At 69.4% G+C, this 24,166-nt stretch carries 22 protein-coding genes and 3 pseudogenes; 15 read left to right on the top strand and 10 right to left on the bottom strand.

Going from position 1 to position 24,166, the window contains the following annotated elements; genetic code table 11:
* Positions 1–557: 557 nt before the first annotated feature.
* Positions 558–917: a hypothetical protein gene (locus tag AB0N81_RS40330; protein ID WP_365367628.1), complete on the top strand. Its 360-nt coding sequence runs from the start codon at positions 558–560 to the stop codon at positions 915–917.
* Positions 918–956: 39 nt separating this feature from the next.
* A complete protein-coding gene (locus tag AB0N81_RS40325; protein WP_365367626.1) occupies positions 957–1,196 on the top strand; it encodes a hypothetical protein in 240 nt (79 codons plus the stop codon).
* A gap of 379 nt (positions 1,197–1,575) precedes the next feature.
* On the opposite strand, the pseudogene AB0N81_RS40320 reads toward AB0N81_RS40325, so the two are convergent.
* Both AB0N81_RS40320 and AB0N81_RS40315 read right to left on the bottom strand, forming a co-directional pair.
* A pseudogene (locus AB0N81_RS40320) lies at positions 1,576–2,062 on the bottom strand (SMI1/KNR4 family protein).
* Positions 2,063–2,437: 375 nt separating this feature from the next.
* Positions 2,438–3,316 carry a GNAT family N-acetyltransferase gene (locus AB0N81_RS40315; RefSeq protein WP_365367624.1) on the bottom strand — a complete coding sequence of 293 codons (879 nt, stop codon included), beginning with the start codon at positions 3,314–3,316 and terminating at the stop codon, positions 2,438–2,440.
* A 456-nt stretch (positions 3,317–3,772) separates the two neighbouring features.
* On the opposite strand from AB0N81_RS40315, the pseudogene AB0N81_RS40310 reads away from it, so the two are divergent.
* Positions 3,773–4,252, top strand: a pseudogene (locus tag AB0N81_RS40310) (hypothetical protein); the annotation flags it as partial.
* 45 nt (positions 4,253–4,297) lie between these two features.
* Here AB0N81_RS40310 and AB0N81_RS40305 read toward each other — a convergent pair.
* Entirely contained in the window at positions 4,298–4,699 is a 402-nt protein-coding gene (locus tag AB0N81_RS40305; protein ID WP_365367622.1) for a VOC family protein, read from the bottom strand.
* 632 nt (positions 4,700–5,331) lie between these two features.
* Between AB0N81_RS40305 and AB0N81_RS40300 the strand changes: the two genes are divergently transcribed.
* The 4 genes from AB0N81_RS40300 to AB0N81_RS40285 all read left to right on the top strand — a co-directional run bounded on the left by AB0N81_RS40300 (position 5,332) and on the right by AB0N81_RS40285 (position 9,252).
* On the top strand, positions 5,332–6,942 hold the full coding sequence (locus AB0N81_RS40300) for an alpha/beta hydrolase (RefSeq protein WP_365367620.1): 1,611 nt from the start codon (positions 5,332–5,334) through the stop codon (positions 6,940–6,942).
* 499 nt (positions 6,943–7,441) lie between these two features.
* Entirely contained in the window at positions 7,442–7,633 is a 192-nt protein-coding gene (locus tag AB0N81_RS40295; RefSeq protein ID WP_365367618.1) for a hypothetical protein, read from the top strand.
* 735 nt (positions 7,634–8,368) lie between these two features.
* Positions 8,369–8,584, top strand: a complete 216-nt coding sequence (locus tag AB0N81_RS40290) for a hypothetical protein (RefSeq protein ID WP_365367616.1) — start codon at positions 8,369–8,371, stop codon at positions 8,582–8,584.
* A gap of 359 nt (positions 8,585–8,943) precedes the next feature.
* Positions 8,944–9,252: a hypothetical protein gene (locus tag AB0N81_RS40285; protein WP_365367614.1), complete on the top strand. Its 309-nt coding sequence runs from the start codon at positions 8,944–8,946 to the stop codon at positions 9,250–9,252.
* Positions 9,253–9,298: 46 nt separating this feature from the next.
* Here AB0N81_RS40285 and AB0N81_RS40280 read toward each other — a convergent pair whose 3' ends face one another.
* Positions 9,299–10,024 carry a dienelactone hydrolase family protein gene (locus AB0N81_RS40280; RefSeq protein ID WP_365367612.1) on the bottom strand — a complete coding sequence of 242 codons (726 nt, stop codon included), beginning with the start codon at positions 10,022–10,024 and terminating at the stop codon, positions 9,299–9,301.
* 86 nt (positions 10,025–10,110) lie between these two features.
* On the opposite strand from AB0N81_RS40280, the pseudogene AB0N81_RS40275 reads away from it, so the two are divergent.
* A pseudogene (locus tag AB0N81_RS40275) lies at positions 10,111–10,603 on the top strand (alpha/beta hydrolase); the annotation flags it as partial.
* A 369-nt stretch (positions 10,604–10,972) separates the two neighbouring features.
* On the opposite strand, the gene AB0N81_RS40270 reads toward AB0N81_RS40275, so the two are convergent.
* A complete protein-coding gene (locus AB0N81_RS40270; RefSeq protein ID WP_365367610.1) occupies positions 10,973–11,728 on the bottom strand; it encodes a methyltransferase domain-containing protein in 756 nt (251 codons plus the stop codon).
* Positions 11,729–12,184: 456 nt separating this feature from the next.
* Positions 12,185–12,874 carry a TetR family transcriptional regulator gene (locus AB0N81_RS40265; RefSeq protein ID WP_365367608.1) on the bottom strand — a complete coding sequence of 230 codons (690 nt, stop codon included), beginning with the start codon at positions 12,872–12,874 and terminating at the stop codon, positions 12,185–12,187.
* Positions 12,875–12,974: 100 nt separating this feature from the next.
* On the opposite strand from AB0N81_RS40265, the gene AB0N81_RS40260 reads away from it, so the two are divergent.
* Positions 12,975–13,892 (top strand): SDR family oxidoreductase, encoded by a 918-nt coding sequence (locus tag AB0N81_RS40260; RefSeq protein WP_365367606.1) that lies wholly within the window; start codon positions 12,975–12,977, stop codon positions 13,890–13,892.
* A gap of 1,663 nt (positions 13,893–15,555) precedes the next feature.
* Here AB0N81_RS40260 and AB0N81_RS40255 read toward each other — a convergent pair.
* Complete coding sequence (locus AB0N81_RS40255; protein WP_365367604.1) at positions 15,556–16,089, bottom strand: hypothetical protein; 534 nt, start codon at positions 16,087–16,089, stop codon at positions 15,556–15,558.
* A gap of 11 nt (positions 16,090–16,100) precedes the next feature.
* Positions 16,101–16,247, bottom strand: coding sequence for a hypothetical protein (locus AB0N81_RS40250; protein WP_365367602.1), 147 nt, complete (start codon positions 16,245–16,247; stop codon positions 16,101–16,103).
* A 34-nt stretch (positions 16,248–16,281) separates the two neighbouring features.
* Here AB0N81_RS40250 and AB0N81_RS40245 point away from each other — a divergent pair.
* Positions 16,282–17,090, top strand: a protein-coding gene (locus tag AB0N81_RS40245; RefSeq protein WP_365367600.1) for an IS5 family transposase whose coding sequence is annotated in 2 segments (ribosomal slippage) — positions 16,282–16,629 and positions 16,632–17,090 — 807 coding nt in all. Because the reading frame shifts where the segments join, the coding sequence is not laid out codon by codon here.
* A 215-nt stretch (positions 17,091–17,305) separates the two neighbouring features.
* Complete coding sequence (locus AB0N81_RS40240) at positions 17,306–17,656, top strand: hypothetical protein (protein ID WP_365367598.1); 351 nt, start codon at positions 17,306–17,308, stop codon at positions 17,654–17,656.
* On the opposite strand, the gene AB0N81_RS40235 is transcribed toward AB0N81_RS40240, so the two are convergent.
* On the bottom strand, positions 17,592–18,167 hold the full coding sequence (locus AB0N81_RS40235) for a hypothetical protein (protein ID WP_365367646.1): 576 nt from the start codon (positions 18,165–18,167) through the stop codon (positions 17,592–17,594). The two genes, AB0N81_RS40240 and AB0N81_RS40235, sit on opposite strands and share 65 nt — an antisense overlap.
* Before the next feature lie 264 nt (positions 18,168–18,431).
* Positions 18,432–18,620 carry a hypothetical protein gene (locus tag AB0N81_RS40230; RefSeq protein WP_268769297.1) on the bottom strand — a complete coding sequence of 63 codons (189 nt, stop codon included), beginning with the start codon at positions 18,618–18,620 and terminating at the stop codon, positions 18,432–18,434.
* A 676-nt stretch (positions 18,621–19,296) separates the two neighbouring features.
* On the opposite strand from AB0N81_RS40230, the gene AB0N81_RS40225 reads away from it, so the two are divergent.
* The 4 genes from AB0N81_RS40225 (at position 19,297) to AB0N81_RS40210 (ending at position 24,148) form a co-directional block, all read left to right on the top strand.
* Positions 19,297–20,526, top strand: coding sequence for an ATP-binding protein (locus AB0N81_RS40225; protein WP_365367596.1), 1,230 nt, complete (start codon positions 19,297–19,299; stop codon positions 20,524–20,526).
* Positions 20,527–21,130: 604 nt separating this feature from the next.
* A complete protein-coding gene (locus tag AB0N81_RS40220; RefSeq protein WP_365367594.1) occupies positions 21,131–22,294 on the top strand; it encodes a transposase in 1,164 nt (387 codons plus the stop codon).
* A complete protein-coding gene (locus AB0N81_RS40215) occupies positions 22,291–23,034 on the top strand; it encodes an ATP-binding protein (protein ID WP_365367592.1) in 744 nt (247 codons plus the stop codon). Before AB0N81_RS40220 ends, AB0N81_RS40215 begins: the two co-directional genes overlap by 4 nt.
* A gap of 13 nt (positions 23,035–23,047) precedes the next feature.
* Complete coding sequence (locus AB0N81_RS40210; protein WP_365367590.1) at positions 23,048–24,148, top strand: hypothetical protein; 1,101 nt, start codon at positions 23,048–23,050, stop codon at positions 24,146–24,148.
* The last annotated feature ends 18 nt before the right edge of the window (positions 24,149–24,166 follow it).

Genomic DNA, 24,166 nt, shown 5'->3' with positions numbered 1-24,166 from the left:
ACCGCGGCGGCGAGAGTGATAACCGCGGCGAAGGTGGCGGCTCGGGTGAGGACGGCAGGGTGGGAAGCACCGTCCGGGCGGGCGAGTATTCCCCTGCCAACGGCGGGCCGACAGCGGGGTGACGATCCCGGTCGAGCAGGAAAGGATGGGCCCGAGCGGCCTCCAAGTGCACGGCCGGTCCTCCGACACCCACTTACGTCGGTGCCTCGCCGCCCTGAAGATCAACCTCCGTCCACAGGTGCCTCTTTGCTCCTTCGAACAGGCCAGGCTGCGCAGGATGCCCCCGCTTTTGTGATCACGCCGGGGGGCGACCGTCTGTGACCGCGGCAGGGCAAATGTTTCCGCCACCCGTCCGGTCGATCTGCCGGTTGCCGGGCATCACGTTCCAGCCCGACCGTCACGGCGCGCCCCGACGGACAGGCCGCGCACCGCGAAGATGCTGGGCTCGGCGGCCCGGGTGTTCCTCCGGCGCCCGTCCGGCCCGTTGGCAGCTGGCCGGCCCGGTGGTGGCCTCAACACGGCCTCGGCGGGAGCCCGTTGTCAGTACGGTGCCCTGCATGAGCGAAAAGACAGAGCGGGTGCAGGTGGCGTGGGCCCGGCTCGAGCAGTGGCTGGCCGAGCACGCGCCGCTGTCGCACCGGAGTTTGCTTCCGCCGGCGCACGAGGAGGAGATCGTCGCGGCGGATGCGGAGCTGCGCCGGCAACTGGGCTTCGGGCTTCCTTTGGAGCTGGCTGCCCTGTGGCGGCTGTGCGGGGGAGTGGACCACCAGGTCATTGAGGAAGACGAACAAGGCGAGGTCGGCTCCGGAGCGTTTTTGCCCGGCGGGATCATCCTGTCCCCGAGCCAGGCACTGGGGCCCCGGCTTCCCGGCGTGGGGCAGAAGGATGGCTGGGACGGTCTGGCCGCGGTGCCGTGACTGACCCGTGACGAGGCCGGCCCCGAATCCGGTCACTGGGTGTCCGATGACGGGATGGGCCACTGGTACCTGAGCGAGCCGCCGGACGGCCCTCAATTTCCGTCGATGGGCGGCTACTTCGACGAAGTGTTCTGCACCCTCACCGAGGGGCCGGCCGACCGGATGGGATCCGATGTGCCCGGCCTGGTGTGGGGCTGCCTGATCTGGGACGACCCGACCCGGGAGCAGCCGTTCCGGACTCTGGATGAGGCATCCGTCCACTGGCGGCCGGTGCACTGACCGCGCAGCCGGGACCCCGCCGCCGCGTGGTGCGGTGGCGGGGCCCGTGATGCGATGGGGGCCGTCAGGGCTTGGCCATCGCGCAGACCAGGTCTGCCTTGGACGGGTCACCGCCCTTGAACAGGCGTTGCCGGATCCAGCAGGTACTTGTCCTTGTCGATGATGCGGAACTTCTTCCGAAACGGTGTGCAGAAGTTGTCCAGGCTCATCGAGCCGGAGTTGACCTTCCCTGATCGACGAGGCGGCCGCACTTCTCGTCGAACGCGGGCGCGTCGTAGCAGGTGTCGTCCAGGGATGCTCACTGCCGTCCCGTCCCCGTCGATGTGGTCCGCGTCTCAAATAATCTGGTCCGATTCGCCTCTGGCCGCAGGCGATCGAGTCAGCGGCAGAGTTCCATGATGTAGTCGTCGAAGTCGGGGAACTCTTGTGTGGCCTGCTCGATCGCGGAAGACGCCGAAGTGCGGCGGTCTGGTGCAAATTGTTCCGCGATAGCCGTCAGCTCACGATTGGGGTGTGGAACCCAGTCGGGCTCGTACGAGGTGGCTGCCTCCCCAGGGCCGAAGCCGTCGGCCAGCAGCCACAGGAAGGCGCCCAGGTTACGCGCGACGACACCGGTCTCTCCTTCGGAGCCGAGGAAGACCACAGGCTGCTCGACCAGTGCACGGCCTGGGCGGACCAGCCAGAGGGCGGCGTATCCGCCGGTGCCATCCTGGCCGAACACTCGGAAGTCGTCGCCATTCAGCTCGCCGTTGCCGGTCCATGCTCGGAACCAGTCGGTTGTCTCATCGGCGGGCAGGAAGGCCCGCGAAGGGTTCGAAGTCGACACCGTCACCGTCACCGTCGGCGTCGTCGTACCGGACCGCCATGGCGGCGGCAAGCGCGGCAGGAAATTGGCGGCCCATGTTCGGTGTCACGCGAACAGGGTGACATGGCCGGAATCTTGAGGAGCTACCAGGTCGCGGCGTCACTCCAGGTGGCCGAGCGAGGCGGGCAGCGCGTCAACGGCTGTGGTGGCCTGGGCCAGGACGGGCAGGTACTCGGAAGCCGCCTGTCAGGACAAGCTCACCGGCACCCGCTGCTGCCCCGAACGCGGCCGCGGCGATGCGGTGTCCGTATTGAGCGCTGAAGACGGCAGGCGAGGCGCACGAAGCTCACCGCCGACAAGCTCCAGCAGCTCGCCGCGCTTGGCCCGGCGCTGTGGTCCACCCGCGGAAGTGTTCAGCGGCGGCGGCGCGTTGTAGTCACCGGAGTCCTGCTTGCTCCCACTGGGTTCGGGTGAGTTCATATTCGACTTCGCCGTGCTCGGAGCCTTCGATGGCCTCCGGCCAGTCACCGGTGAAGTCGCGGAGGAACGACAGGCCCGCCTTCTCCATTACACGCCGGGATCCCGTGTTGACCGTCATGGTGTTCGCCGTCACCCGCTCAACCCCGAGATCTGTGAAGCCCTTGCGGATCAGGGCCCGTGATTCCTCGGTGGCGTAGCCGCGGCCCCAGGCGGCCTTGTTGAGCCGGTATCCGAGCTCGACCACAGCGGGGCTGTGGTCGACCAGTGGACGGAATTCGAACCAGCCCAGGAAGGCTCCGGTGTCCTTCTCCTGCACGGCCCAGTAACCGCGGGTCCCCAAGCATGGGTGGTCGTGGAGGAGCCTGGGCAAACTCTGGGCCTGGATTGCTTCACGACTCGTGGGCCGGCCGCCGTTGATGAAGCGCATGACGTCGGGGTCGTTGTCCAGCGCGAGCAGGTGATCGACGTCGGCCTCGGTGAACGCACGCAGCACGAGCCGGCTGGTTTCCAGGAAGACGTTCATGCCGCGATCTTCACCACTGACAGCAGAGCCCCGCCACTGAGTATTCGCAGCAACCGGTACGTACCGCAGGGAGCGTGTGTGTTGTGGAGCTTCACTGAACTCGTACTTCTTGCCGTGCCGGGCACACCTCTTGACCTTGCCGGCCCCGCGCTTCTTCCACGGGATCGACCGCTGGACCTCGCTCCGGTCGGCGGCCTTGTGCTGAGCCGCGGGCACCGCGGTCGGTGCCCGATCGGGCCGGGCGTTCCCCTGCCCGTCAGCGATGGCGGGCACGGCGCCCAGCCCCATCACCAGGGCCGCGGTACCCGCCACGGCGGCTCGGCGTATCGTCGGCGACGCCGTCCTCTCTTCCCGCTGCGGGCGTGCGCCGCCCGGCACAAGAGACCGTACTGTGCGCATGATCCTGTCCTTCCAGCTGTTGTCCTGAACACCTGCGCCCTCCCCCGATCACGGGGCGCAGATACCGTCCCGTCACTTGTGGGAAACGGCGGTTTCGGCCTTGCCCAGTGATTTCAGTGGCCAGCCGGTTTTCTCGCAGCCCCTGTTTGTGCTGGTAGACAAAACAACGGCGGGCACGGGTGGGGCCGGGGGTTGGCTCGCGGTTGTCTTTTGGCCGCTGTGGTGGCCGTGTTGGGCTGAACGGCAGGACACCAAGGGGGAGGCCGAGCTGCGGTGGGGCGCCGTGAGAAACCGATCGATCCAGGGGCGGGGCCTGTCCAGCGCTTCGCCTGCGAGTTGCGCAAGCTCCGCAGGGCGACCTACCGGGAGATGGCCCGAGAGGCCACGTACTCGACCGCCGCCCTGGCCCGCGCGGCGGCGGGGGAAACGCTGCCGTCCCTGCCTCTGACACTGGCCTATGTGCGGGCCTGCAACGGAGACCCGGCTGATTGGGAGCATCGCTGGCACGCCGCCCGGGCCGAGGAGACGATCCGGCCCCGGAACATGGACGAGGAGGCCGCGGACCCGCCCTACCGGGGCCTGGCCCGCTTCGAACCCGACGACCACGCTTGGTTCTTCGGCCGGACCCGCCTCACGGACAACCTCACGGCCCTGGCCAGGGAACGCCGGTGCCTCATCGTGCTCGGCCCTTCGGGCAGCGGCAAGTCCTCCCTGCTGCGCGCCGGGCTCATCCCGCGGCTGCGGACCGCACAGGACCCGGTGCTGCGGCCGGCGGCGATCCGCATCCTGACGCCCGGCCCGCGGCCCGTGCACGCGCACCGGGAACTCTTCGCTCCGGCCCCGGGACCGGGCGACACCTGCCCCGGGAGCGGGCGACACCTGGCTGATGGCCGATCAGTTCGAGGAGGCGCTCGGGCCGGTGCGCACGAAGAGGCAGAACGGGTGGCCCGCCGGGTCGCACAGGACGCGTACGTCATCCTGAGGCTGGGAGTCCGCCACCGTCGCCCCCAGGGCAAGAGCGTGCTCGACGGCTGATGAAAGATCGTTCACCTCGATGTCCAGATGCATCATCATCTGCTGCTCGGACCGTGTGGAGGGCCACCGCGGGCGGGTGAAGAGTGGCTCTGTCTGAAATGACAGTCCGGCACTGCCATCGGGCGGAGCGATCTCAACCCAGCCGGGTTCCTCCTTTCGCATCGGCCACCCGAGCAGGCCCTGATAGAACTGCGCCAACTCGTGGGCGTCTGGTGCATCAAGAGTGGCCGCGGCCAGCGTGAAACGCGGTTGCAGCTTCATGCAGTGCTGCTACCCCGTTTCGCTACTGCAAGGCCAGCCAGCCATCATTCTCTCGCCCGTCACCGATGCCTCGTTCCGCCGCACGCTGCGGCCACGGGGCGAGGTCGGCAACCGGTGGTCGCGCTCAATCGTCCTTCGGGCATGCCCCAGCCAAACCCCGAATCAGCTCCTACCCCTCCACGGCAGCACTGCGAGCACTGCGAGCACTGCGCGGACCCCGCCAGCGATCCCGTCGGCTGCCCCGGCGCCCAATGAAGGAGGGCCAGAGACACCTCGCCATGCCCCTTGCCGCGGGACCCCAGCCCGGGACAAGGCCCCTTGTGCGCCGCGAGGGAGCCACCCCTCCCTCGCTCCCGACCACACGGCCACCGCCCAGGCTCCGACCGAAACGTCTGCCCTTATGCAGACGACATGCAGACGACGGTCGCCATGCGAAGCGATCTTGCTGGGTCGGGGCGCCGCTGAGCCGCAGAGGCCCCAGAGTTCGAAGACAGGCTCTCACCGCCGAAGAAGCCAGTTGCCACAGCCCGTACCGGTGAACCACCGCCCTGACGCGTTGTGCGCGGCGAGAGGGCGGCCAGGCTCATGGCAGGAGAACCGCTGTCGGCCGAGCGCCGGGTGAGGAATGTCTTATGAGACGGCTGGTGGGTGTCGCGGGGGCGAGTGCGGTGGTGATCGGTGTCGTGACGGTGGCGGGTGTCGCCCTCACGGACGACGGCGGGGCGACCGCCTCTGAGACGCGCGCCGCAGAGGCGTCCTCGCAAGGAGAGACCGAGGCCGAGGCCCGCGGCGTCCAGAAGACCGCCGAACGCGCGGCCAAGGCGGGCATCGACTGGCAGTCGTGTTCGCCCGAGTGGGGCCTGCCCCAGGACTTCCGCTGCGGATCGGTGACCGTGCCTGTCGATTACGCCGAGCCGGACGGCGCGACCATCAAGGTGTGGCTCGACCGGTTGGCCGGCCTCGCCGCGCCCGAAGACCGGCAGGGCACGTTGGTGATCAACCCGGGCGGTCCTGGCAGCTCCGGTGTGGCGGCGCTCAACGGCCTCAATCCCAAGGTGTGGTCGAAGGTCGCACGGGCCTATGACCTGGTGGGATTTGATCCGCGCGGGGTGGGCCACTCGGCCCCGGTCTCCTGTGCCGATCCGCAGGAATTCGCCAAGGGCCCCAAGCCGGACCCCGTGCCCGGCGACGATGCCGACAAGAAGCGGTTGCGCGACGACGCCCGGCGGTACGCCGAGGGCTGCAAGAAGCGCAGCGGTGCGCTGCTGGCGCACATGACCACACCGAACACCGCACGCGACCTCGAAGTGATCCGCGCGGCCCTGGGAGAGCCGAAGCTCAACTACCTGGGCATCTCCTACGGCACCTACCTCGGCGCGGTGTACGGCACGCTCTTCCCCGACCACGTGCGCCGCATGGTGCTCGATTCTGTCGTGCATCCCGCGCCGGACAAGATCTGGTACGGGATGCACCAGGCCCAGATCCCCGGTTTCGAACGCCGTTTCGCCGACTGGACCTCCTGGGTCGCCCGGCGCGACGCGGAGTACCACCTCGGCCAGACCCGGGCCGAGGTGCGCGAGCGGTGGCAGAAGCTGCTGGACAAGGCCAGGAAGAAGCCGATCGAGGGGACCATCGGCCCCCGGGAGCTGATCGACTCGTTCCAGAAGGTCGTGTACTTCGACGAAACCTGGGCCCCCAAGGCCGAGGCGTGGAGCGCGTACGAGGCCGGAGACCCCAAGAAGCTGGCCGACGGCGCCCGCACGAACCCCTCCGACACCAAGGGCAACGTCGCCAAGGAGAACGCGGTCGCCTCCTACACGGCCGTCAACTGCGCCGATGCCAAGTGGCCCAAGGACTGGGAACGCTGGGAGCGGGACGCCGAGCGCCTGCACGCCAAGAGCCCGTTCATGGCCTGGTTCAGTACGTGGCAGAACCTGCCGTGCGCGACGTGGCCCAGCGCCCAGCACACTGCGATCGACGTCAGGGGCGACAAGCGGCTGCCGCCCGTCCTGCTCGTACAGAACGAGGGGGACGCGGCAACCCCCTACGCGGGAGCCGTCGAACTCCACCGCCGGTTCCAGGGCTCGGCGCTGCTCACCGGCAAGGACGCCGGGGCGCACAGCGTCACGACCTCACCCAACCCGTGCGTCAACGACCGGGTCGACGCCTACCTCCTGCGCGGCACCCTCGACTCCCAGGACATGACCTGCCGCCGTGCCTCCGGTTCCGAAGAGGACGATTAGGCGTTCAGGAATACCGTTCGACCCGTTCGACCCGCTCGACCCGCTCGACGGTGCCGCGGTCGCCGCCGTGCAGCGAGGGCTCCCGCCTCGGCGGCGGCCGCCCACGGACAGCGAGCCGTGCTGGAGAGCGGGGACATCCCGATCTGCCCGAACGCAGCGACGGGCGAGAAGGCAATAGCCGCCAGCCTCGCCAAGCACGGCCTGGCCGTTCACCGGGGGCGCGCCCGGCGGACTGCTCCGGTCGATCACATCGCCCAGGCCTCCGGCCCGCCGCCCCGCCACTCGATCAGTGCGGACCGGACGACGTCCATCTCGTCCCAGCCCTGGAGCCCGGCCTCTTGCGACCGGCTCATGGAGACCAGGGTGCGCGGGAGCCGGAGCCCACGCACCCCGGGGCATCCTCCTGCCGGTGCGCCGGTCAAGCACCACCCGCAGCCCGAAAATCCTGTCCGGCGCTCGCCGAGTCGCGTCGTGCCGCCGGGGCCCATAGACCGGACTCATGAACAACAGCGATGAGCAGGACAAAACGATCTTCAAGCCGGGTGAGATCGTGCCCGAGTCGGGGATCTACGAGTGTGAGTGCGGTGAGCACCACCGGTACAGCACCGATGTGCGCGGTCACCGCTTCCCGCCGCCGCACCAGGGATGCACCGGGACCGGTTGGAAGCTTGTGACCCGAGCGCACGACTGACCCCAGCACGCGCGTGGTGGTGCTTCTCCCACCGGTCGAGCCGATGCCGGCCCAGGCCCGTGACAGCTGCCTCGGCCAGGCGAGCTCCCCGGCGAGCTGATCTTTCAACCGAAGTGGGACGCATTCCGTGCGCTCCTGTTCACACCACGCCCGGCCGGGTGCTCCTGCAGTCCCGCCGCGGCGCCGCCTCGCAGCAGGACCTCTTCCCTGCCCGGGTGCGCGCGTCCCCCGTCCCGCCCGACGGCCTGGTGCTCGACGGCGAGCTCGTCGTACCGACCAGGCCGCCGCCATGTCCTTCGAGTCCCTGCAGCGGCGCGCGGCCGCCCGCGGGTCCCGGTGTTCGGGGTGCGCATGATGCGCCAGCTGGCGCGCGGCGCGGTGCCGCACCACCGCCCGGCTCGCCGACGGCTTGCCTGCGCACCTCATCTTCTCTGCCAAGTTCTGCGTGTTGCCAGGAGACTGTGTCGGGGCCGGTGCTGGCAGCAAGGTCTTGAACAGGGTGCTGGAGGACGCCGTCGCCCACGTAAGGGCAGCTGTGCTGCCTCGGCCGGTTTCAGCGGTTACCGGGTGCGACCGCTTCGCGGCGTAGTACGTAGTCACCTGTTTGATGCAGCCGGATATGCCGGTATGTCGGCTCTCCTCAATGCTGAAGGCATCTTTGTCGTCGGCGTCGGCCGGGCCGGTCCGTGGCTTCAGGACGGCCGGTCGGCGTGCCTTTGAGAGAACGGATCTTCCATGGCATCCGGTACGTTGACCATCAACGGCACCACCCACACCAATCCCAGCGGCTGCTACAACGTCGACAGCAACTCCGCAGAGATCACGTACGACATCGACTCTGAGATCACGGTGTATTCCGAGCGTGACGGCAAGGGCAACTCCGTCAGCCGTGTCAGCGGCGGTCAGGGAACGATCAACACGTCGCCCGCGGGCAGCGTCGTCGTCTCCTGACCGACCACACCAGACACCGGGGGCGCCGCCTGCGGTGGCCGGGCGGCGTCGGCGAGACGCTCTGGGCGGGACCGCCGAGAGAGCACCGAGTCTGTGCCCTGGCAGAGGCAGACAATGTCGTCCGCCAGTCCGGTCACTGAAGAGGCCGAGGCGGAGGAAGCCGGCCAGTCGCTCAGCGGCCCGGGGCCGTCGAGCGGCCCGGCGGCCGGCCCTTGGGTGCCGTGTGGCACAGTGGCGCCACGCCAGGACCCCACTCGCCCACCTCTGCGAGCCGGGCAAGCCGTGCTGGGCACGGCCAGGTGGGAAGGCCGTAGGAACCTCACCGTGGAGCAGGATGACGGATCATCACGAAGAGAAGAGTGGCGGCTTCTGAGCGGCAGCACTCTCGTCGGCACGATTGCCGTCGACGAGCCAGGAATGCCCTGGCAGCGCGGACGCTTCTCCCCTCAGCCCGCCCTCAGCCCGCCTTCAGCCAGTTCAAGCCCTGGTTCGACGAGATCAACGCCCTTGTCGAAGAAGGGGAGTTCGAACGGTTCGATGAGGTCTACGACCTCATCGAAGGTGCTCTGACCCTGGAATCACCATCGGGACCCGTTGCTGAGTTCCTCCTCCACATCGATCAGGAGCGCGCCTGGTTCCGCTGGAGCGAGGGCTCAGCGACAAGTTGAAACTCAAGGTCAGAGCCTGCGACCACATCCCAGTCGTCTGCCCAGATCACTCCGTTATGGGCAGGCACTCGGCGAGCAGGTCGACGACGTCCCGCCAGGCTCGCTGCGCATGCTGAGGGTGATAACCGACGCCGGGACGCACGATGTGGTCGACCGGTGGGTGGTGGAAGGCATGCAAGGCGCCGCCGTAGACCGCGAGACGCCAGTCGACGCCCGCGGCCTGCATCTCGGCGGTGAACGCGTCCCGTTGCGCGGGCGGCATGATCGGGTCTTCCGACCCGACCCCGGCCCACACCGGGCAGCGAATGCGCGCCGCCTCGCCCGGCCGGCCCGTGGTAGTTGCGTTGACTGTCGCGATCGCGCGCAGGTTGACGCCGTCGCGCCCGAGTTCCAGCGCGATGGCGCCCCCGGTGCCGTAGCCGATGGCGGCGATCCGCTCCGGGTCGGTCCGCGGCTCGGCGCGGAGCACGTCGAGCGCCGCGTGGCCGATGCCCCGCATCCGGTCGGGGTCGGCGAGCAGCGGCAGGCAACGGGCCAGCATCTCCTCGGGGTCGCCTAAGTAGCGCCCGCCGTGGAGGTCGAAGGCCAGCGCCACGTATCCCAGCTCGGCGAGAGCATCGGCCCGGCGGCGCTCGACGTCGCTGAGCCCCACCCCCTCGGGCCCGATCAGGACCGCGGGCCGGCGGTCGACACCGGCCGGGAGCGCGAGGTGCCCGCTCATCGTCAAACCGTCGGCCGCGTACTCGACCGTACGCGTCGTAATCGTCGTCATGAGCCTGGACTGTAGTGATCGTCGAGCCCGGTCGGGCCGGTGTTCTGCCGCTGGCAGAAAGCAGGTCCCTGGCGTATTCCGGGACCGCCGAGCTGATGACCCACCTCGGACACGAGACGTACGCCGTGACCGGCGAGGACCGGGGGAGCGGTGACCGGTTACCAGTTCGCCGCGCGTCACCGCGACCACGTCAACGCGACCACGTCAACGCTCTCGTGTTCGCCGAGGCCCTGTTCCCCGGCTTCGGCTTCGAGGACCACACCGCCCTCACCCCCCAACGCGGTCGACGAATACGTGCGCTGCTACTCCATGCCCGGTGGCATCCGCGCGATGCTCTCGCTATACCGGGCGATACTCGTCGACGCCGAACAGAACCGGCAGGCCACACAGAAGAAGCTGGACATCCCGGTGCTGGCGCTCGGTGGTTCGGCCTTCATCGGCGACCGCAACGAGTCACAGATGCGGCTCATGGCCCACGGCGTCACTGGGCACGTCCTCGACGCCGGACACGACCTCGCCGAGGAAGTACCCGACGAGATGGCCGACGTGATCCTGCCGTTCCTGGCCGGGAACTCGTAGACGGGCCAGGCCGCGATGCCGGCCATCCGACGCGGACGGGCCGAGCCGGCCCGGTCCTCGAAAGGTCGGCGGCCGCGGCACATTGGCTCCACGGCGAACGGAGTGGGGCCCCAGAGCAGCCCCGGGGATTTGCCGAGACCCGCAACAGCGCGCGCCTCGAGGTCGGCGGTCCTTCGGCTCTCTGCCTGAGAGCGTCCCTGGGGGGACGTAGCCCTGACGCAGGGGGGGCGTGTTCAGCGTAGCGGCGATCGGCGCGGGTGTTGCCCCGGGCGTCTGGCGGCTGGTCATCGGTACTGAAAGATCCGGAGCATGACGAAGGCCCGGACATCCGGTCCGGGCCTTGCGCTGTTGAAGTCCTCTAGCGGGGCCTCAGCCGAGTGCGTGGGTGAAGACGAATCGGCCCTCAAATTCGATCACAGGCCCGGGGTGGCGGGTGTCGATCTCGCGCAGCCCCTCCGCCAGTTCATCGTTGTCAAAGGTGCAGAGAAGCGACATGAAGCGGTTGGCCACCCAAGCCAGCCACTGCTCCTTGGCGATCGACAGGTGATACCTCTCGCACGTCACCTCGACCCTCAGACCGCAGCTGGTAAGCACCCTCGTCATGTCCTGAGGGTCGATGTAAGCCTGCTCATGCTGCTTCACCGCCTTGTCGAACAGCGGATAGTCGATGCGCAACGGCCAGGTCACGATGACCAGCCGCCCTCCCGGAGCGAGCAAGGACGCCAGCGTGCGCAGTGCCATCGGCACATCGCGAGCGTGATGAATGACGTCCTTGACCAGCACCCCGTCGAGGTGCCCCGCGTGAGGGAGCTGAACAGACCCAGTGGCCAGATCCTCGATGGACGCGCGCACCGGTACGAAGGAAGGCATTCTCGGCAGTTTTGCCAGCATCTTCGTTGAGGGATCGACGCACACGACGGTGAGCGCCTGCTCGGCCATGGACCGCGCGTACAGCCCGCTGCCGCACCCGATGTCCGCGGCTCGGTCCTGGGGCTGGAGAGCGAGCCTGGTGCCAATGCGCCGGTTCATCCATGAGACGAACGCCGGGCTGTGGGCCCAGCTCTCTTCGAAGTCGTCGGCGAGCCGCTCGTAGTGGGCAGCAAGATCGTCGGGCTGCAGGGTCATGCCACTCACCGAGTCCACACGTTGTTTCTGCAGGTCAAAGCGGAATGAACGATGGCATCGACGGCTCGGTGCCATAAAACAGCCTCCCCTGCGAGCCGTTCCCACGCACAACGGCATCCGCCATTGGAGCCAGTCGAGAACAAGGCGACCCGCACCCTGGAGCGCCGACGAGGACCGAGCCGGGCCGGCCGATACCGCAAAGGCCGCACCGCCTGAGTCCGTGGGGCGCCGGGAAGCTCTCCGCGAAGCCCTCTGCCAGCCCACGGCGAGCCCGCCTGGGCACTCCTACGGCACCGCACCCTCCTCTCGCCGTGATCCACCAGTCGGGCACCCCCACATCGGCGACAGAGCCCGGAAGCTGTGCCAGAACCCCACTTCGGGAGACGGCGCGACGGGGAGCTGTTCGACAGCGCGAAGGCCGCTATGGCACTCGTGCAGTTGTGGAACGACTCTCGTTCAGTTGGCCGGGGGCGCGTCGGTCCGCGCTTGGCGTCGAGCCAGCAGACCGGTAGCGGTCACGGCCGTCGTACGGCGGACCAGGTCGGTGAAGTCCAGGCGCATGGAAGCCAGTTCGGGGTCGGAGGCGTAGACCGCGAGCATCGCGTCCGTGGGACGGCTGCACTGCCAGGCGGTCATGGCCATCAGCAGGGTCGTTTCCACCAGTGCGGCGGCATCCTCGGAGCCGAGTTCGGGGAGGTGGCGCAGGACGAGCTGGACCAGGCTCTGCAGTGATTCACGGGCGGCACGTTTGTGGCGGATGCCGGCCTCGGTGGAGATGTTGTGCTCCAGTACCGCGCCCTGAGCGCTGAGCAGATCGCACAGGGTGGGCCGCTGCGCCATCGAGGTGGCGAGCAGGTCGGCGAGAGCGTCTCCGCGTTCTCGCGTGGTGCCCTGGCCGTCCGCCTGCGCTCGCTCCAGCTCGGTGATCCAGTCCTGGATTTCGGTGTCGAGCAGGTCGAGCAGCACCGCTTCGCGTGATTCGAAGTAGCGCAGCACATTCGCCTTGGCCAGGCCGACGCGGCGGCTCAGCTCGTTCAGACTCAGCTTCGCGACCGGCATCTCGGTCAGCATCTCGGCCGCGGTGGCCAGGATCTGGCGCCGCCGCTGGCTGCGCTGTTCGTCAGTGCGGGCACGTTGGAAGGTCACAGCCCTCATGTTACAAACCGGCGGTACTTTGATTAGATACCGGCGGTCCGTTATCGTGGGATCGAAACAAGATACCGGCAGTCCGTAATGGAGTTCCCTCATGTACCAGGTTCCTGACCAGCACGGAAAGCTCGCCGTGGTGACCGGCGCGAACAGCGGCACTGGCAAGGAGGCCGCCAAGCGGCTGGCCGGCGCCGGGGCCCATGTCCTGCTCGCGGTGCGCACACCGGCCAAGGGCGAGCAGGCCCGCGACGAAATCCTCGCCGCGCACCCCGGCGCCCGGACGGAGGTCCGCCGCCTGGACCTGGCCGACCTGACGTCGGTACGCGAGTTCACCGACGGCCTGGCCGCCGACGGCAGGCCACTGGACCTGCTGCTGAACAACGCAGGCGTCATGAACGTGCCCCAGCGCACGGAGACCGCCGACGGCTTCGAGCTGCAACTGGGCAGCAACTTCCTCGGCCCGTTCGCTCTCACCGTCCAGCTCCTGCCCCTGCTCCTGGCCGCACCCGCCCCGCGGGTGGCCACGATGAGCAGCGGCACCGCCAACAGGGCCCGCATCGATTTCGACGACCTGCAGTCCAGCCGCAACTACAGCCCCACCCGGGCCTACGCTCAGTCCAAGCTCGCCGACATGATGATGATGATCCATCTCGCCGAACTCGCCACGCAGCACGACTGGCCCCTGCTGTCGGCCGGCGCCCACCCCGGCTACACCCGCACCAACTTGATGACCTCCGGCCCCACCCTGAACGGCGGCCGGCCCGGCCTGCTGGAATCACTTCTGTACAAGATCGTTCCGTCTCAGGGACCGGAGCAGGGTGCAGAACCCCTGCTGTACGCGGCCACCAGCCCCGACGCCACCGCGGGGGGCTACTACGGCCCGCGCTGGGCGATGGTCGGCCCGACCAAGACCATCGCCCCGCCGCGCAGCGCCCAGGACAAGACCATCGCGGCACGCCTGTGGACCGAGGCCGAACGCCTCACCGGCGCCTTCATTCCCGCACGGCGACGCTGACCCGCGCCCGGCGCACAGCCAAGAGCATTCGATTCCTCAGGCCCTCGCGCCGCCTCCCGAAGCGATGCGCGTCAGTCCTTTTTCAGAGCCCAGGGCCCGAATCAGCGGAGGGCGTCTCGTGCTGACGCCGACAGTCGGCATCGAGGAGGCGCCTTCAGCACCCTCAGCCACCGACCATTAGATCAACGGCCGCAGCAGACCCATCACCGTCAACACCCTCGGCCTGCCCGTGATGACCACGATGACGCCCGCCGACACCACCACCCGCGATGCGGCACGCGACCTCCTCTGGCGCCTGCGCGCCCCCCCCTCACGGAGCAGTGCCCCCGACTGTCACAGCCCGGCCCGTCGCATGATGCTGCCTCCCGCCCACGCACCCCGCGCCGGAGCGGGGCCGGACGGCCCGAACACATCACAGCTCGGCACAGATGGCGCCCAGCAGGTGCCGCTCCCGTTCCTCCTCCTGGTCCTTCCCGCCCATATTCCGACGCTACCAGCGACGATGCGTGACTCGCCGCCACCGTCGTGGAGACGAGGCCAGCGGCCGTCCAGTTCCTCGTCGACCCACCTGCTCACTGGAATGCCTCCCTGACCGAACGCGTGGAACGTCATTTCGCAATCTTCCGGCTCACGGAGCTCTATGCCGCCCAGGCGGCTCAAGAAGTCAGCGGCATTGCCTATTACCTCGCGCAGTTGCACAGCGCTGCCTCTGCCTAATATGCCGAGAGTGTCCGCGCGTACCTCACGAACAGGTTGAAAGCTGCCGCCAGGCACGCCTCAATAGCTGGCAGACCGCCACGTACCAGGCCCTCGCCGAGAGCGCCTGGTACTGCGATGGCGGGTTCACCATCTGAGAGCACTGGCGCGCCGCCGCACAGGCACGCGAACCCCGGGCGCACCACGGCGCTGACGTCGACCGATATTCACCAGTCGCTGCGCCGTGTGTCAGCCGCGCGGCGTCGGCATGGCCGCCGCGAGGACTCCTGGGCGTGCTCGTCCTACTCTGTCGTCCAAGTAGCCGTGACAGGAGGCAATATGGTCCGAAACGGCGCCAATCGGTGCGAGCTGGCCAAGGGGCTGGGCGCAGAAGCGAACAAGGGTCTTGAACGAGCGGCCCGCCGCAATTCTTCGCGTGCGCCCGTTCCGTTCGAGACGTACGCGACGGGAGACGGCGCGCTGAGCGGCAGTGAAGGGATCGCAAGAAGCGTTCACCGGTACGGTCCGATCCTGGTGGGCGCCGGGGCTGAGGTGGAACCGTGGCGGTGACAGGCCGTCGCCGGTTGTGGCGGTGGGCCGTGGCGGTATGGCTGGTCCTCATGGCCGTGGCGGGTGGGCTGACTTTGTGGTGGCAGGACTCGACGGAGCCGCGGCGATACGGCTGGGAGGATTCCGCTCCGACTCCGTCGCTGGGTGAGCAGGGGCGGACAGCGTGCGCGGATGCTGTGCCCGACGAGGACGGTGGCCAGGCGCACTGCTTTTCCAGGGTCCGTTAGCCGGGCCCTTGAGCTGGACCGGGCGGGACGCTGCAGGTGAAAGGGGCGGGCCGTCCTGACCGCCCGGTCTCCTGCCCAGAGGTTCTGGGACAGGAGACCGGCCCCTTGCTACGAGGCGTGGGCGTGCCGCTCAGGACGCAGGCTGGCCGCTGCCGCATGGTTGCGGGGCTTCAGCGACCCGCTTGGTTTCCGTCGACTGGGTCCGGCTCGCGGAGGTAGGCGAGGTCGAGGACGTAGTGCTCGCCCGCGGGGCACTGGGCGAAGTAGGCACGGGTCTGTTCGAGGGACCAGTCCTCGGTCTCCTGGTCGAAATAGCTGTCGTAGTAGTCGCCTGCGGCTTGTCGGCCGCGCCACCAGGCGTGGCCCTCATACACGCCGGGCCGGGGCAGGGTCGTCTCGCCGGCGGGGCCGAACTCGAGCTCGTTGACGACGAGGGTGCCGGTCTGCGACTCGATGGTGATCGGTACGTGGCCTTCGGCGTCGGCAGGCACGTGGGGGAGTGTGTCCCAGATGCGGATGCTGACCTGGGTTTTGATGGCGGGCTGGAGGCTGACCAGGTGGAGGTGGTGGCGCTCTCCGGCTACGACCTGTTCTTCGGCGGTGTGCAGGGTTGCTGTGTCGCCGAGGTAGGTGTCGGCGTCGTACACCTCCAGGACGCGGCGGCCTGGTGTGGCCGTGCAGGTGTACTCGTGAAGGAGCGGCATGTCATTCCCGGCTAGTCGGTGATCTTCACGTAGAAGGGGTCGCCGTCAAGGACGCGGTTCTGTGTGTACGTCTTGTCTATTCGTTTTCCGCCTGCACCGTTGTCCTTGCCGTCGATGAGGCGGACGGAGTATCGGTTGTCGCCCTTCTTAGACGTCATTTCACTTGGCGTGATCTTGCGGCAGTCTGGGGTGATGACTGCTGCGCTTGTCGAGCGGATGGCACCGGACGAGCTGTGGACGCTGTTCCAGCGGGTGGTGCCACCGGCACCGGTTCGCCCGCAGGGCGGAGGACACCGCCGACGAGGGGACCGTGAGGTCCTGGCCGCCATCGTCTTCGTGGCCACCTCGGGCTGCACCTGGAACCAACTTCCGCCGGGGTTCGGGCTGTCAGGGGTCACTGCCTTCCGGCGGTTCACCGAGTGGACCGAGGCCCGGGTGTGGGCCGAGCTTCACCGCCTGGTCCTGGACGAACTCGGCGCCCGGGGCGGGCTCGACTGGTCGCGGTGCGCGATCGACTCCGTCAGCGTCCGGGCCCTCAAAGGGGGCAGCTGACGGGGCCGAATCCGACCGACCGTGGCAAGAAGGGATCGAAAATCCACCTCCTCGTCGACTGTCGTGGTATTCCCCTGTCGGTCGGCATCTCCGCCGCCAACCTCCACGACAGCCAGGCCCTCATCCCGTTGGTCCGCGGCATTCCGCCCATCCGTTCTCGTCGAGGCCCGCGCCGCCGACGGCCCGGCAAGCTGCACGGCGACAAAGGCTACGACTACCGCCACCTGCGGCGCTGGCTCGCCTCCCGCGGTATCCGGCACCGCCTCGCACGCAAGGGCATCGAGTCACCCCAACGCCTAGGCCGGCACCACTGGGTCGTGGAGCGGACCATGTCCTGGCTGTCGGGCTGCCGACGCCTCCACCGCCGTTACGAACGTAAGCCGGAACACTTCCGCGCCTTCACCGCCATCGCCGCGATCCTCATATGTCACCGCAGGCTCACCAAGTGAAATGAGGTCTAAGTGCGGAACCTACACCGCCGTGGTCGCGTGCGGCGTGAGCGGTCGACGTTGATGAGGACGGACCGGGGCCGGACCGTCAGGGCCCTGGTGGCCTCCCGCCCCGGAGGCCAATGCGGAAGGAGAGCGATGATCCGCAGCGCCGATTCAGAGTTGGGGGCAGCCCTGACAGAATTCCGGGCATCGGGAGAGGAGGGGGGAGGACTGTGGTGGACGTTGACGCGCGGGACCAGGCGGTGACGCTGGCCGCGACCGCTCTGCTCCTTCAGCGTTACCCGGCAGCGCAGTTCGACGAGTACAGCCGCGTTCTCACCGCCGGTTTTCTGTGCAGTCCCGGTTGGCCCGGGAGAGGGCAGGTCCGTGTCGGACACCACGTGCCCTTCCCGGACGCGATCAACGGCTACAGCTTCGCGGATGTGGCAGCCGAGGAGCACGTCTTCGTGGCGGCCTATGCGGATCTGCTGCGAGCTGACGGGTGGACGGTCAGGGAGGTCATGACCACCCGGCCCAAACTCCTCGTCTCCCAGCTCGCCGTGATCCCCGGCCGGACCAGCTGACCGCACACGTCTGGGGCAGCAGATCGGTGGGGACGTCGGCGAGCCCGGCCAGCGCGTGGACTCCGCCCAGGCGCATCGCGGTGGAGTTCTCGCCGAGCTGGGAGACGGCGGTGGTGAAGCATTCCGCGGCGCCGCTGTCGTCCTCCCCCTCGTTCGCGGCCCGGTACATCTTCCCCAGGTACTCGGCGAGGGCGACCTCGAAGGCGTCGACGACCGCGTCCGGGTCGACGACACCGTCCAGGCCGTCGCCGCCCAGTGCGTACGCGCAGATCATCCGTAGTGAGAGCGCGGTCAGATCCTTCTGCAGGGCGACGACCGGCGCGCCGCCCCCATCGCCGGGGTCATTCGGGCGCGTCTGGGCGCCCCACCGGTCGGCAAGTTCCTCCACGAGCGAGACGAACTCCCCGAAGTGCCGCTCATGGGAAGGCCGCCCGGCGAGCACCTCCAGGAGCAGCCGCCGCCAGGGCCCGTGTTCACGGGCGCCGAGCACCTGGAGGTCCCCGCCTCGCACAGCGGTGAAAGGAACTCGAACAGCGGCTCGGGCCGCTTGTCGATGTGTGCCGCGGCCTCAAGGAGCACGGGGTCGGCGACCGAGACGGCCATCTCCACGCCCGGCAGCTGGAAGCGCGCGACGGGCCCGTACTCCTGGTGCAGCCACAGCTGGTAGGTGTGCAGGCCCCCGGTCTCCGCGATGGCTCCCACCCCGCCGTCCGCCCTCGGTTCGGGTCCAGGAATGCGCATGCCGTGCTCCCTCTGTGCGTGATGCGGCAGATGCCTACGACGCGGCTCCCTTGGCGTCCACCACGCCGCCGATGACCAGCAGGATGACGGGGAAGACGATCAGCAGGAAAGCCATGGTCCAGCCCATCTTCGCCGTTGTCTTGATCGCGACCTTCCTGCAGAGCAGGGCCACGGGCACCAGGTAGAGGAACGCGGCGAAGAAGGCCAAGTACAGAAAGCCCATGAGGATTTCTCCCTAGACGTGCGGAGGGGGGACGGGCCGGCCGGTGCGGGCCGGCCTGTCCCCCCTCTTCGTGCATCGGATCAGTCGGTGGTCATGTGCTCACTCACCCACTCCGGGTCACCGGGTGAGGTTTTCGGTGAACTTGTTCGCCGGCTCGTCACAGTGCACCACACTGCCGGGACGGTTCCCCGGCCCGTCCCCGAGGAACGGAACGGGGGCGTCCACGCCCCACGGATTGCCGCCGCTGCCCCGGTGGTAGGCGGAGCAGGAGGCGTAGGCGTTGCCGTTCGGCGCGGTGGCGGGGAAGTTGGAGAAGTTCCGCCAGTCGCCGCCGCTGATGCGGTGGTTCGACTTCCGGCCGAGGTTGTCTGCGATGTGCCGGTGTGGTGTCAGTGGGTGGTGTCAGTGACGGCATGTCAGGTCATGGTGTTTTCGCTGGTGGTGTGGTGTTGAGCGTGGGGAGTCACTGACATGGGGCGGTGTCTGGTGCCGTCGTGGCTGTCATGGGGCGGTACACCCTTCTCTGTTCCGCTGTCGTGGGAACGGCACTTCTGATCCTTCGGGGGCCGGTCGGCGGCACGGTGGTCGGCGTCGGGTTTGGGCGTCGGGAGGGTGTGGGGTGGGGGAGCCGGGCGTGTGGGGTGAGGTCACGGCGGGGTTGAGGGTGTCCAGGCCGGTGCTGGTGGCCCGGCTGCTGGAGCTCGAGGCGGCGGGGGCGTTGACCACGGCGCACGTGCGTGCGGGCGCGCAGGTTGGTGGGGTGAATGTGCGCACGGTGTGGCGCTGGCTGGACGCGGCGCGGACGGAAGGCCGTGTGGAGCGCAGGCCGCGGGCCCGGCTGGAGTTGTCCGACCAGGTGTGGGAGGTGCTGGCGCAGGCGGGCGGGAACGTGTCGGTGCTGCACCGGCATTTGAAGGATGCCGGGGGAGAGGTGCCGTCGCTGGCGTCGCTGTACCGGGTGGTGCGGCGGGACCTGGAGGCCGGCAGGGTCTTGCCGGACCGCGTGGTGGTGCGGCGGGAGCGGGAGGAGCAGCGGACACGGCAGGCGCTGGCTGACCTTGCGCTGGCCGGGACGCGTGAGGGCGGCGCGGCGAAGGTGGCGGCGCGCCGGCCGCCGCACCCCGCGCCGCCGGCGGCGTTCGCGGGCTTGTCGGCGGGGCAGGGCGGTGCGGTGGCGGGTGTGGCGTTGCCGGCGGGAGCACAGCTGGTGGGGACGTCGTCGGTGCGGGCGGTGGCCGAGGCGGTCGGGCAGGCGATGGCGGCTCAGGGCGCGGTGTGTGTGTTCGGCGACCCGGGCCGGGGCAAGACCGCGGCCGTGCGGATGGCGCTCCACGAGGTGCCTCCGGGCTGGAAGGTGACGTGGGTGCCGGTGCCGGTGCGCCCGTCGGTGTCCGGCATGAGGCGGGCGGTGTTCGATGCTTTGGCGCTGCCGGGCCGTTTCCCGCACACCTCGGCGCGGGCCGACGCCGCGGTCGCGGGGGCTTTGGGTGAGGCGCGGGTGCTGGTGGTCGATGAGGCGCAGCGCCTGCCTGTGCCGTGCCTGGAGTACCTGCAGAGCCTGTGGGACGACCCCGGCACACGGATCACGGTGGTGCTGTGCGGGTCGGGCAGCGAGCGGGCGCTGGCCCGGCTGCCGCAGCTGGCATCGCGGGTCGGCGGCTGGCAGGAGGTTCCGCGCCTGGCTGCAGCGGAAGTGGCGGCCGTGGTGACCGGCTTCCATCCGCTGTGGCGCACCGTCGCGGCCCCGGATCTGACGTGGATCGACCAGTCGTGCGCCCACGGCACGTTCCGCATGTGGGCCGCTCTGACTGCCCACATGCAGAACGCGCTGCTGACCACCGCTGACGCGGCCGTCGACCGGGCTTTGCTGGGACGGCTGCTGCGCAGGGTCGCGCCGCCGCTGTGAACCAGGCGCTCCGGCAAGAGGCGGAGGGGCGATCGCAGCGCCCGGCACCCGGCACGTACACGACGTCCCACCGCGCGAGGGGAATGACATGGAGGACGGTGACGCCGTCCGTACAGGCGGCGGGTTGCCTGCGGCGTCGAGGACGGCACTGCGCGGTCCGGCGGTACGGCGGCTGCTCGCTCTGCGGGCGGGGAAGACGCTGACAGCGGGTCATGTACGGGTGGCTGCAGACGCGTTGGGGGTGGCGGAGCGCACGGTGTGGCGGTGCTTGGCCGCGGCTGAGGGTGATGAGGCCGCGGCCACCAGCCCTGGTGCCCCGCCCCGGGCCGGTGCGACGTTCACGATCACGCCTGAAGTCCGTGGGCTGTTGGCACTGTGGAAGGGGAACGTGCGGGCCGTCCATCGCGAACTGGTCCTCCGCGCCGCTCGGAAGTCTCCGCCTGCAGACGCACCGTCGCTGACGACGCTGCATCGCGCGATCCGCCGGGACCTGACGCCGGGAGAGCGGGCTGGCCTCGCGGGAGGGGAGCGGGCGGCGCGCAAGCACGATGTGTTCCTGGCCCGGCCGCGGGGCTGGCGCAACAAAGTGTGGGAGACCGACCACATGCAGGCCCCGGTGCTGGTCGACGTCGATGGCACCGCCCGCAGACCGTGGATCACCTGGTTCACCGACTGCGCGACGAACGCGATCACCGGCGTCGCCGTAACGCCGGTGCATCCGTCGCGGGAGTCCGTGCTGTCCGCACTGCGCTCCGCGGTCCTGCGCGAGGACCCCTACGGCCCGTTCAGCGGCCTGCCGGAGAAGGTGCGTGTGGACCGTGGCAAGGACTTCCTGTCCAGGACCGTGACCGCTGCGTTCGATCTCCTGGACGTGACGGTGGAGGACCTACCCGCCTACACCCCCCACCTCAAGGGCACCGTGGAGGGTCTCAACCGGGCGGTGGAGAGCATGTTCCTGGCCGCGCTGCCCGGCTACGCCCGTCAGCCGCGCCCCGGCAAACGTTCTTCCCGTCCGAAGGACGAGATGGTGCTCAGTTTCGAGGACTTCACCGCCCGGCTGCTGGCCTGGACGCTCTGGTGGAACACCGAGCACAGCCCGGTGCCGTTGCGGGGCAGGACCCCGCTTCAGGCGTGGCAGGACGATCCCACCCCGCTGCGGGACGTGCCAGTCGCGGATCTGTGGACCTTCACCCTGGAGGACGCCGGTACCCGCACGCTGACCACCCGCGGGGTGCGCTTCAGGAAACGCGACTATGTGGGAGCGTGGATGACTGGTCAGGCCGGGATCCAGGTCCGGGTCCGATTCATGCCCCACCACGATCACCGGATCGAGGTCTACCACGCGGCCACCGGCCGTTACCTCGGTCCCGCGGATCTGGCCGACCGGGCCACCGAGGAACAGGTCAGCGCCGTACGGCGAGCACGGGCCGCCCGCACCCGCCGCCTCAAGAAGGACCTGGAGGCTTCCCAGCGCGAGCGCTACGCCGCAGTGAACCAGCCCGAGGCACCTCAGCGGCTCGGTGCGTTGACCACCGCGCAGGCCGAGGCCGAACTCGCCCAGGCCACCGACACCGACCTGTCGCTGCCGGACCTCATCCCTCCCGCCGCGCCGCCGGCCGGGTGGCGTACCCCTGCTTCCCTGGCCGCGCTGACCACGCCAGACCGGCCCACCCCGCTCCCGTCCGGCCGTGATTCCGCTCCCGCTCCGGACGGCCCTGACGGGCGGGCCGCACGTCCCACCACCGACAAAGACGGAGACACCTCGTGACCGCGGTCACCTACCAGTACGTCGACCTGCCCGACGCCTCCGTGGTTACCACCCGGGCCCTGCTCACTGCCCGGGAGAACATCACCGACACCGTCGCCGCCCGCGCCATGATGTGCATCCACGGCGGCGCCGGCTTCGGCAAGACCCTCGCCGTCAACACCTGCCTGCGCGAACTCGAACCCGGCGAGGACGTCCGCCGGGTCACTTTCCGGGCCCGGCCCACCGCCCGCGCGGTGCGCTACGAACTGTTCACCGCGCTCGACCTGGCCGGCGAACCGCCGCGCCACCCCAGCGAGTTCGACCGCCTGCTGAAGATCGCGCTGGCCGAACGCCCCCGCACCTTCCTGGTGGACGAGGCCCAATGGCTCAACGGGGAGGCGTTCGAATACTTCCGCTACCTGTGGGACGAACCCTCAACCCAGCTCGCGATCATCTTCGTCGGCGGCGAGGGCTGCCACACCGTGCTGCGCCGCGAACCAATGCTGTCCTCCCGCATCTTCATCTGGCAGCACTTCACCCGCCTCACCCCCGCCGAGGTCCTTGAGGTGATTCCGCTGTTCCACCCGGTCTGGGCCGACGCCGATCCCGACGACATCGCCTTCGCCGACCAGCACGCCGCACACGGCAACTTTCGCGCTTGGGCCCAGTTGACCGCCCACACCCGCACTGCCCTGACCCGCATCGGCCGCTCCCGTGTCGATCAGGAGCTGCTGCGCTGGGCCTTCAGTCGCCTCGCCTGACCACCGCGCCGCCATGCCACTCGCCGTGCCACCGTCCGTCGCCGTGGTCATCGACCCGGGCGACGATGCGGTTCACACGCACACCGCCCTGGCCGCCCACCATCCGCCCTCCGGGCGGATCAGCCTGCACCCCGGCCCGGGCACCACCAGCGAAACCGGCCTCGCCCACGACCTTATCGCCGCCCTGGGCAAACCGCCCCTGCTCCCGGGGCGTTTCCCCGACGGCCGTCAGCCCGCCTGGGAAGCCGCCACCGCATGGATCACGGCCCTGTCCGTCACCCGGCTGACCGTCCTGCGCGCCCACCGCCTCACCGCCCGCCGCACGATGTGCCTCCTGCAACTGCGCGCCCTCACCGGCATACACCTGACCCTGGTCTGCCACCGCCCCCATCTGCCCGCCGCCCTGCACCAGGCGCTGCAGACGGCCGACTACTGCGTCACCGCCGACTTCCAGGCCGCCCGCCGCCACTACTACGGCGCGACCGCACCCGTACCCCAGCTTGTTGACCAGCCGGCCCGGCCGGCAGACCGGTGGCTCACCCTGCCTGTGCTGGACCGTCTCGTCTCCTACGACAGCCCCGCTCCATGTACCGCCCCGTGCGCGCCGCCGGCGATCACCTTCCGGCACCGCCCGCCACCCGCACCGCTCACCGAGCAGACAGCCCGGGAAGTCGCCCGACGCCTGGCCACCGTGACCGCCCATCCCCGCTTGGCCGCCGCTCTCGCCGCCGCGTCATTCACCGGCGCCTCCTTCCAGCAGCTCGCCACCGCCCGTCCCGGCGACTACGACGACGCCGCGGCCGCCTTGGCCCTGCATGACCGCGCCCGCTACACCGACGGCTGCGCCACCCACCGCGTGCCGCCGTGGGCGCGCGTCTTCCTGAAGGCCGCCGTCTGCTTCGCCCGGCTCGTTCCTGGCCAGGACCAGCATCTGCTGGCCGGCTCTCACGACCGCACCCACCTGCTGCGCGTAGCGGAGGCGGCCAGGCTCCGCCCGCCCCAGCCGCCCGCCGGCCAGTGCACCGGCCGTATCCAGTGGGACTGGCGCGAACGCAAGGAAGCACAGTGCTACGACGCGATGCTGACACGGCACCAGATCCCGCCCTCGTCCTGAACCCGGACCCAGGTGCAC

The sequence above is a fragment of the Streptomyces sp. NPDC093510 genome, assembly GCF_040683555.1.
Lineage (GTDB): Bacteria > Actinomycetota > Actinomycetes > Streptomycetales > Streptomycetaceae > Streptomyces.
Note: the sequence above shows the minus strand (reverse complement) of the source record. Positions and strands in the feature narration are given on the sequence as shown.

What these genes read in the sequence shown, in the direction of transcription:
- AB0N81_RS40330 (WP_365367628.1), top strand. Translation starts at nt 558, where the DNA reads ATGAGCGAAAAGACAGAGCGGGTGCAGGTGGCGTGGGCCCGGCTCGAG.
- AB0N81_RS40305 (WP_365367622.1), bottom strand. Translation starts at nt 4,699, where the DNA reads ATGAAGCTGCAACCGCGTTTCACGCTGGCCGCGGCCACTCTTGATGCA.
- AB0N81_RS40300 (WP_365367620.1), top strand. Translation starts at nt 5,332, where the DNA reads ATGAGACGGCTGGTGGGTGTCGCGGGGGCGAGTGCGGTGGTGATCGGT.
- AB0N81_RS40295 (WP_365367618.1), top strand. Translation starts at nt 7,442, where the DNA reads ATGAACAACAGCGATGAGCAGGACAAAACGATCTTCAAGCCGGGTGAG.
- AB0N81_RS40290 (WP_365367616.1), top strand. Translation starts at nt 8,369, where the DNA reads ATGGCATCCGGTACGTTGACCATCAACGGCACCACCCACACCAATCCC.
- AB0N81_RS40280 (WP_365367612.1), bottom strand. Translation starts at nt 10,024, where the DNA reads ATGACGACGATTACGACGCGTACGGTCGAGTACGCGGCCGACGGTTTG.
- AB0N81_RS40270 (WP_365367610.1), bottom strand. Translation starts at nt 11,728, where the DNA reads ATGACCCTGCAGCCCGACGATCTTGCTGCCCACTACGAGCGGCTCGCC.
- AB0N81_RS40260 (WP_365367606.1), top strand. Translation starts at nt 12,975, where the DNA reads ATGTACCAGGTTCCTGACCAGCACGGAAAGCTCGCCGTGGTGACCGGC.
- AB0N81_RS40255 (WP_365367604.1), bottom strand. Translation starts at nt 16,089, where the DNA reads ATGCCGCTCCTTCACGAGTACACCTGCACGGCCACACCAGGCCGCCGC.
- AB0N81_RS40250 (WP_365367602.1), bottom strand. Translation starts at nt 16,247, where the DNA reads ATGACGTCTAAGAAGGGCGACAACCGATACTCCGTCCGCCTCATCGAC.
- AB0N81_RS40230 (WP_268769297.1), bottom strand. Translation starts at nt 18,620, where the DNA reads ATGGGCTTTCTGTACTTGGCCTTCTTCGCCGCGTTCCTCTACCTGGTG.
- AB0N81_RS40220 (WP_365367594.1), top strand. Translation starts at nt 21,131, where the DNA reads ATGCAGGCCCCGGTGCTGGTCGACGTCGATGGCACCGCCCGCAGACCG.
- AB0N81_RS40210 (WP_365367590.1), top strand. Translation starts at nt 23,048, where the DNA reads ATGCCACTCGCCGTGCCACCGTCCGTCGCCGTGGTCATCGACCCGGGC.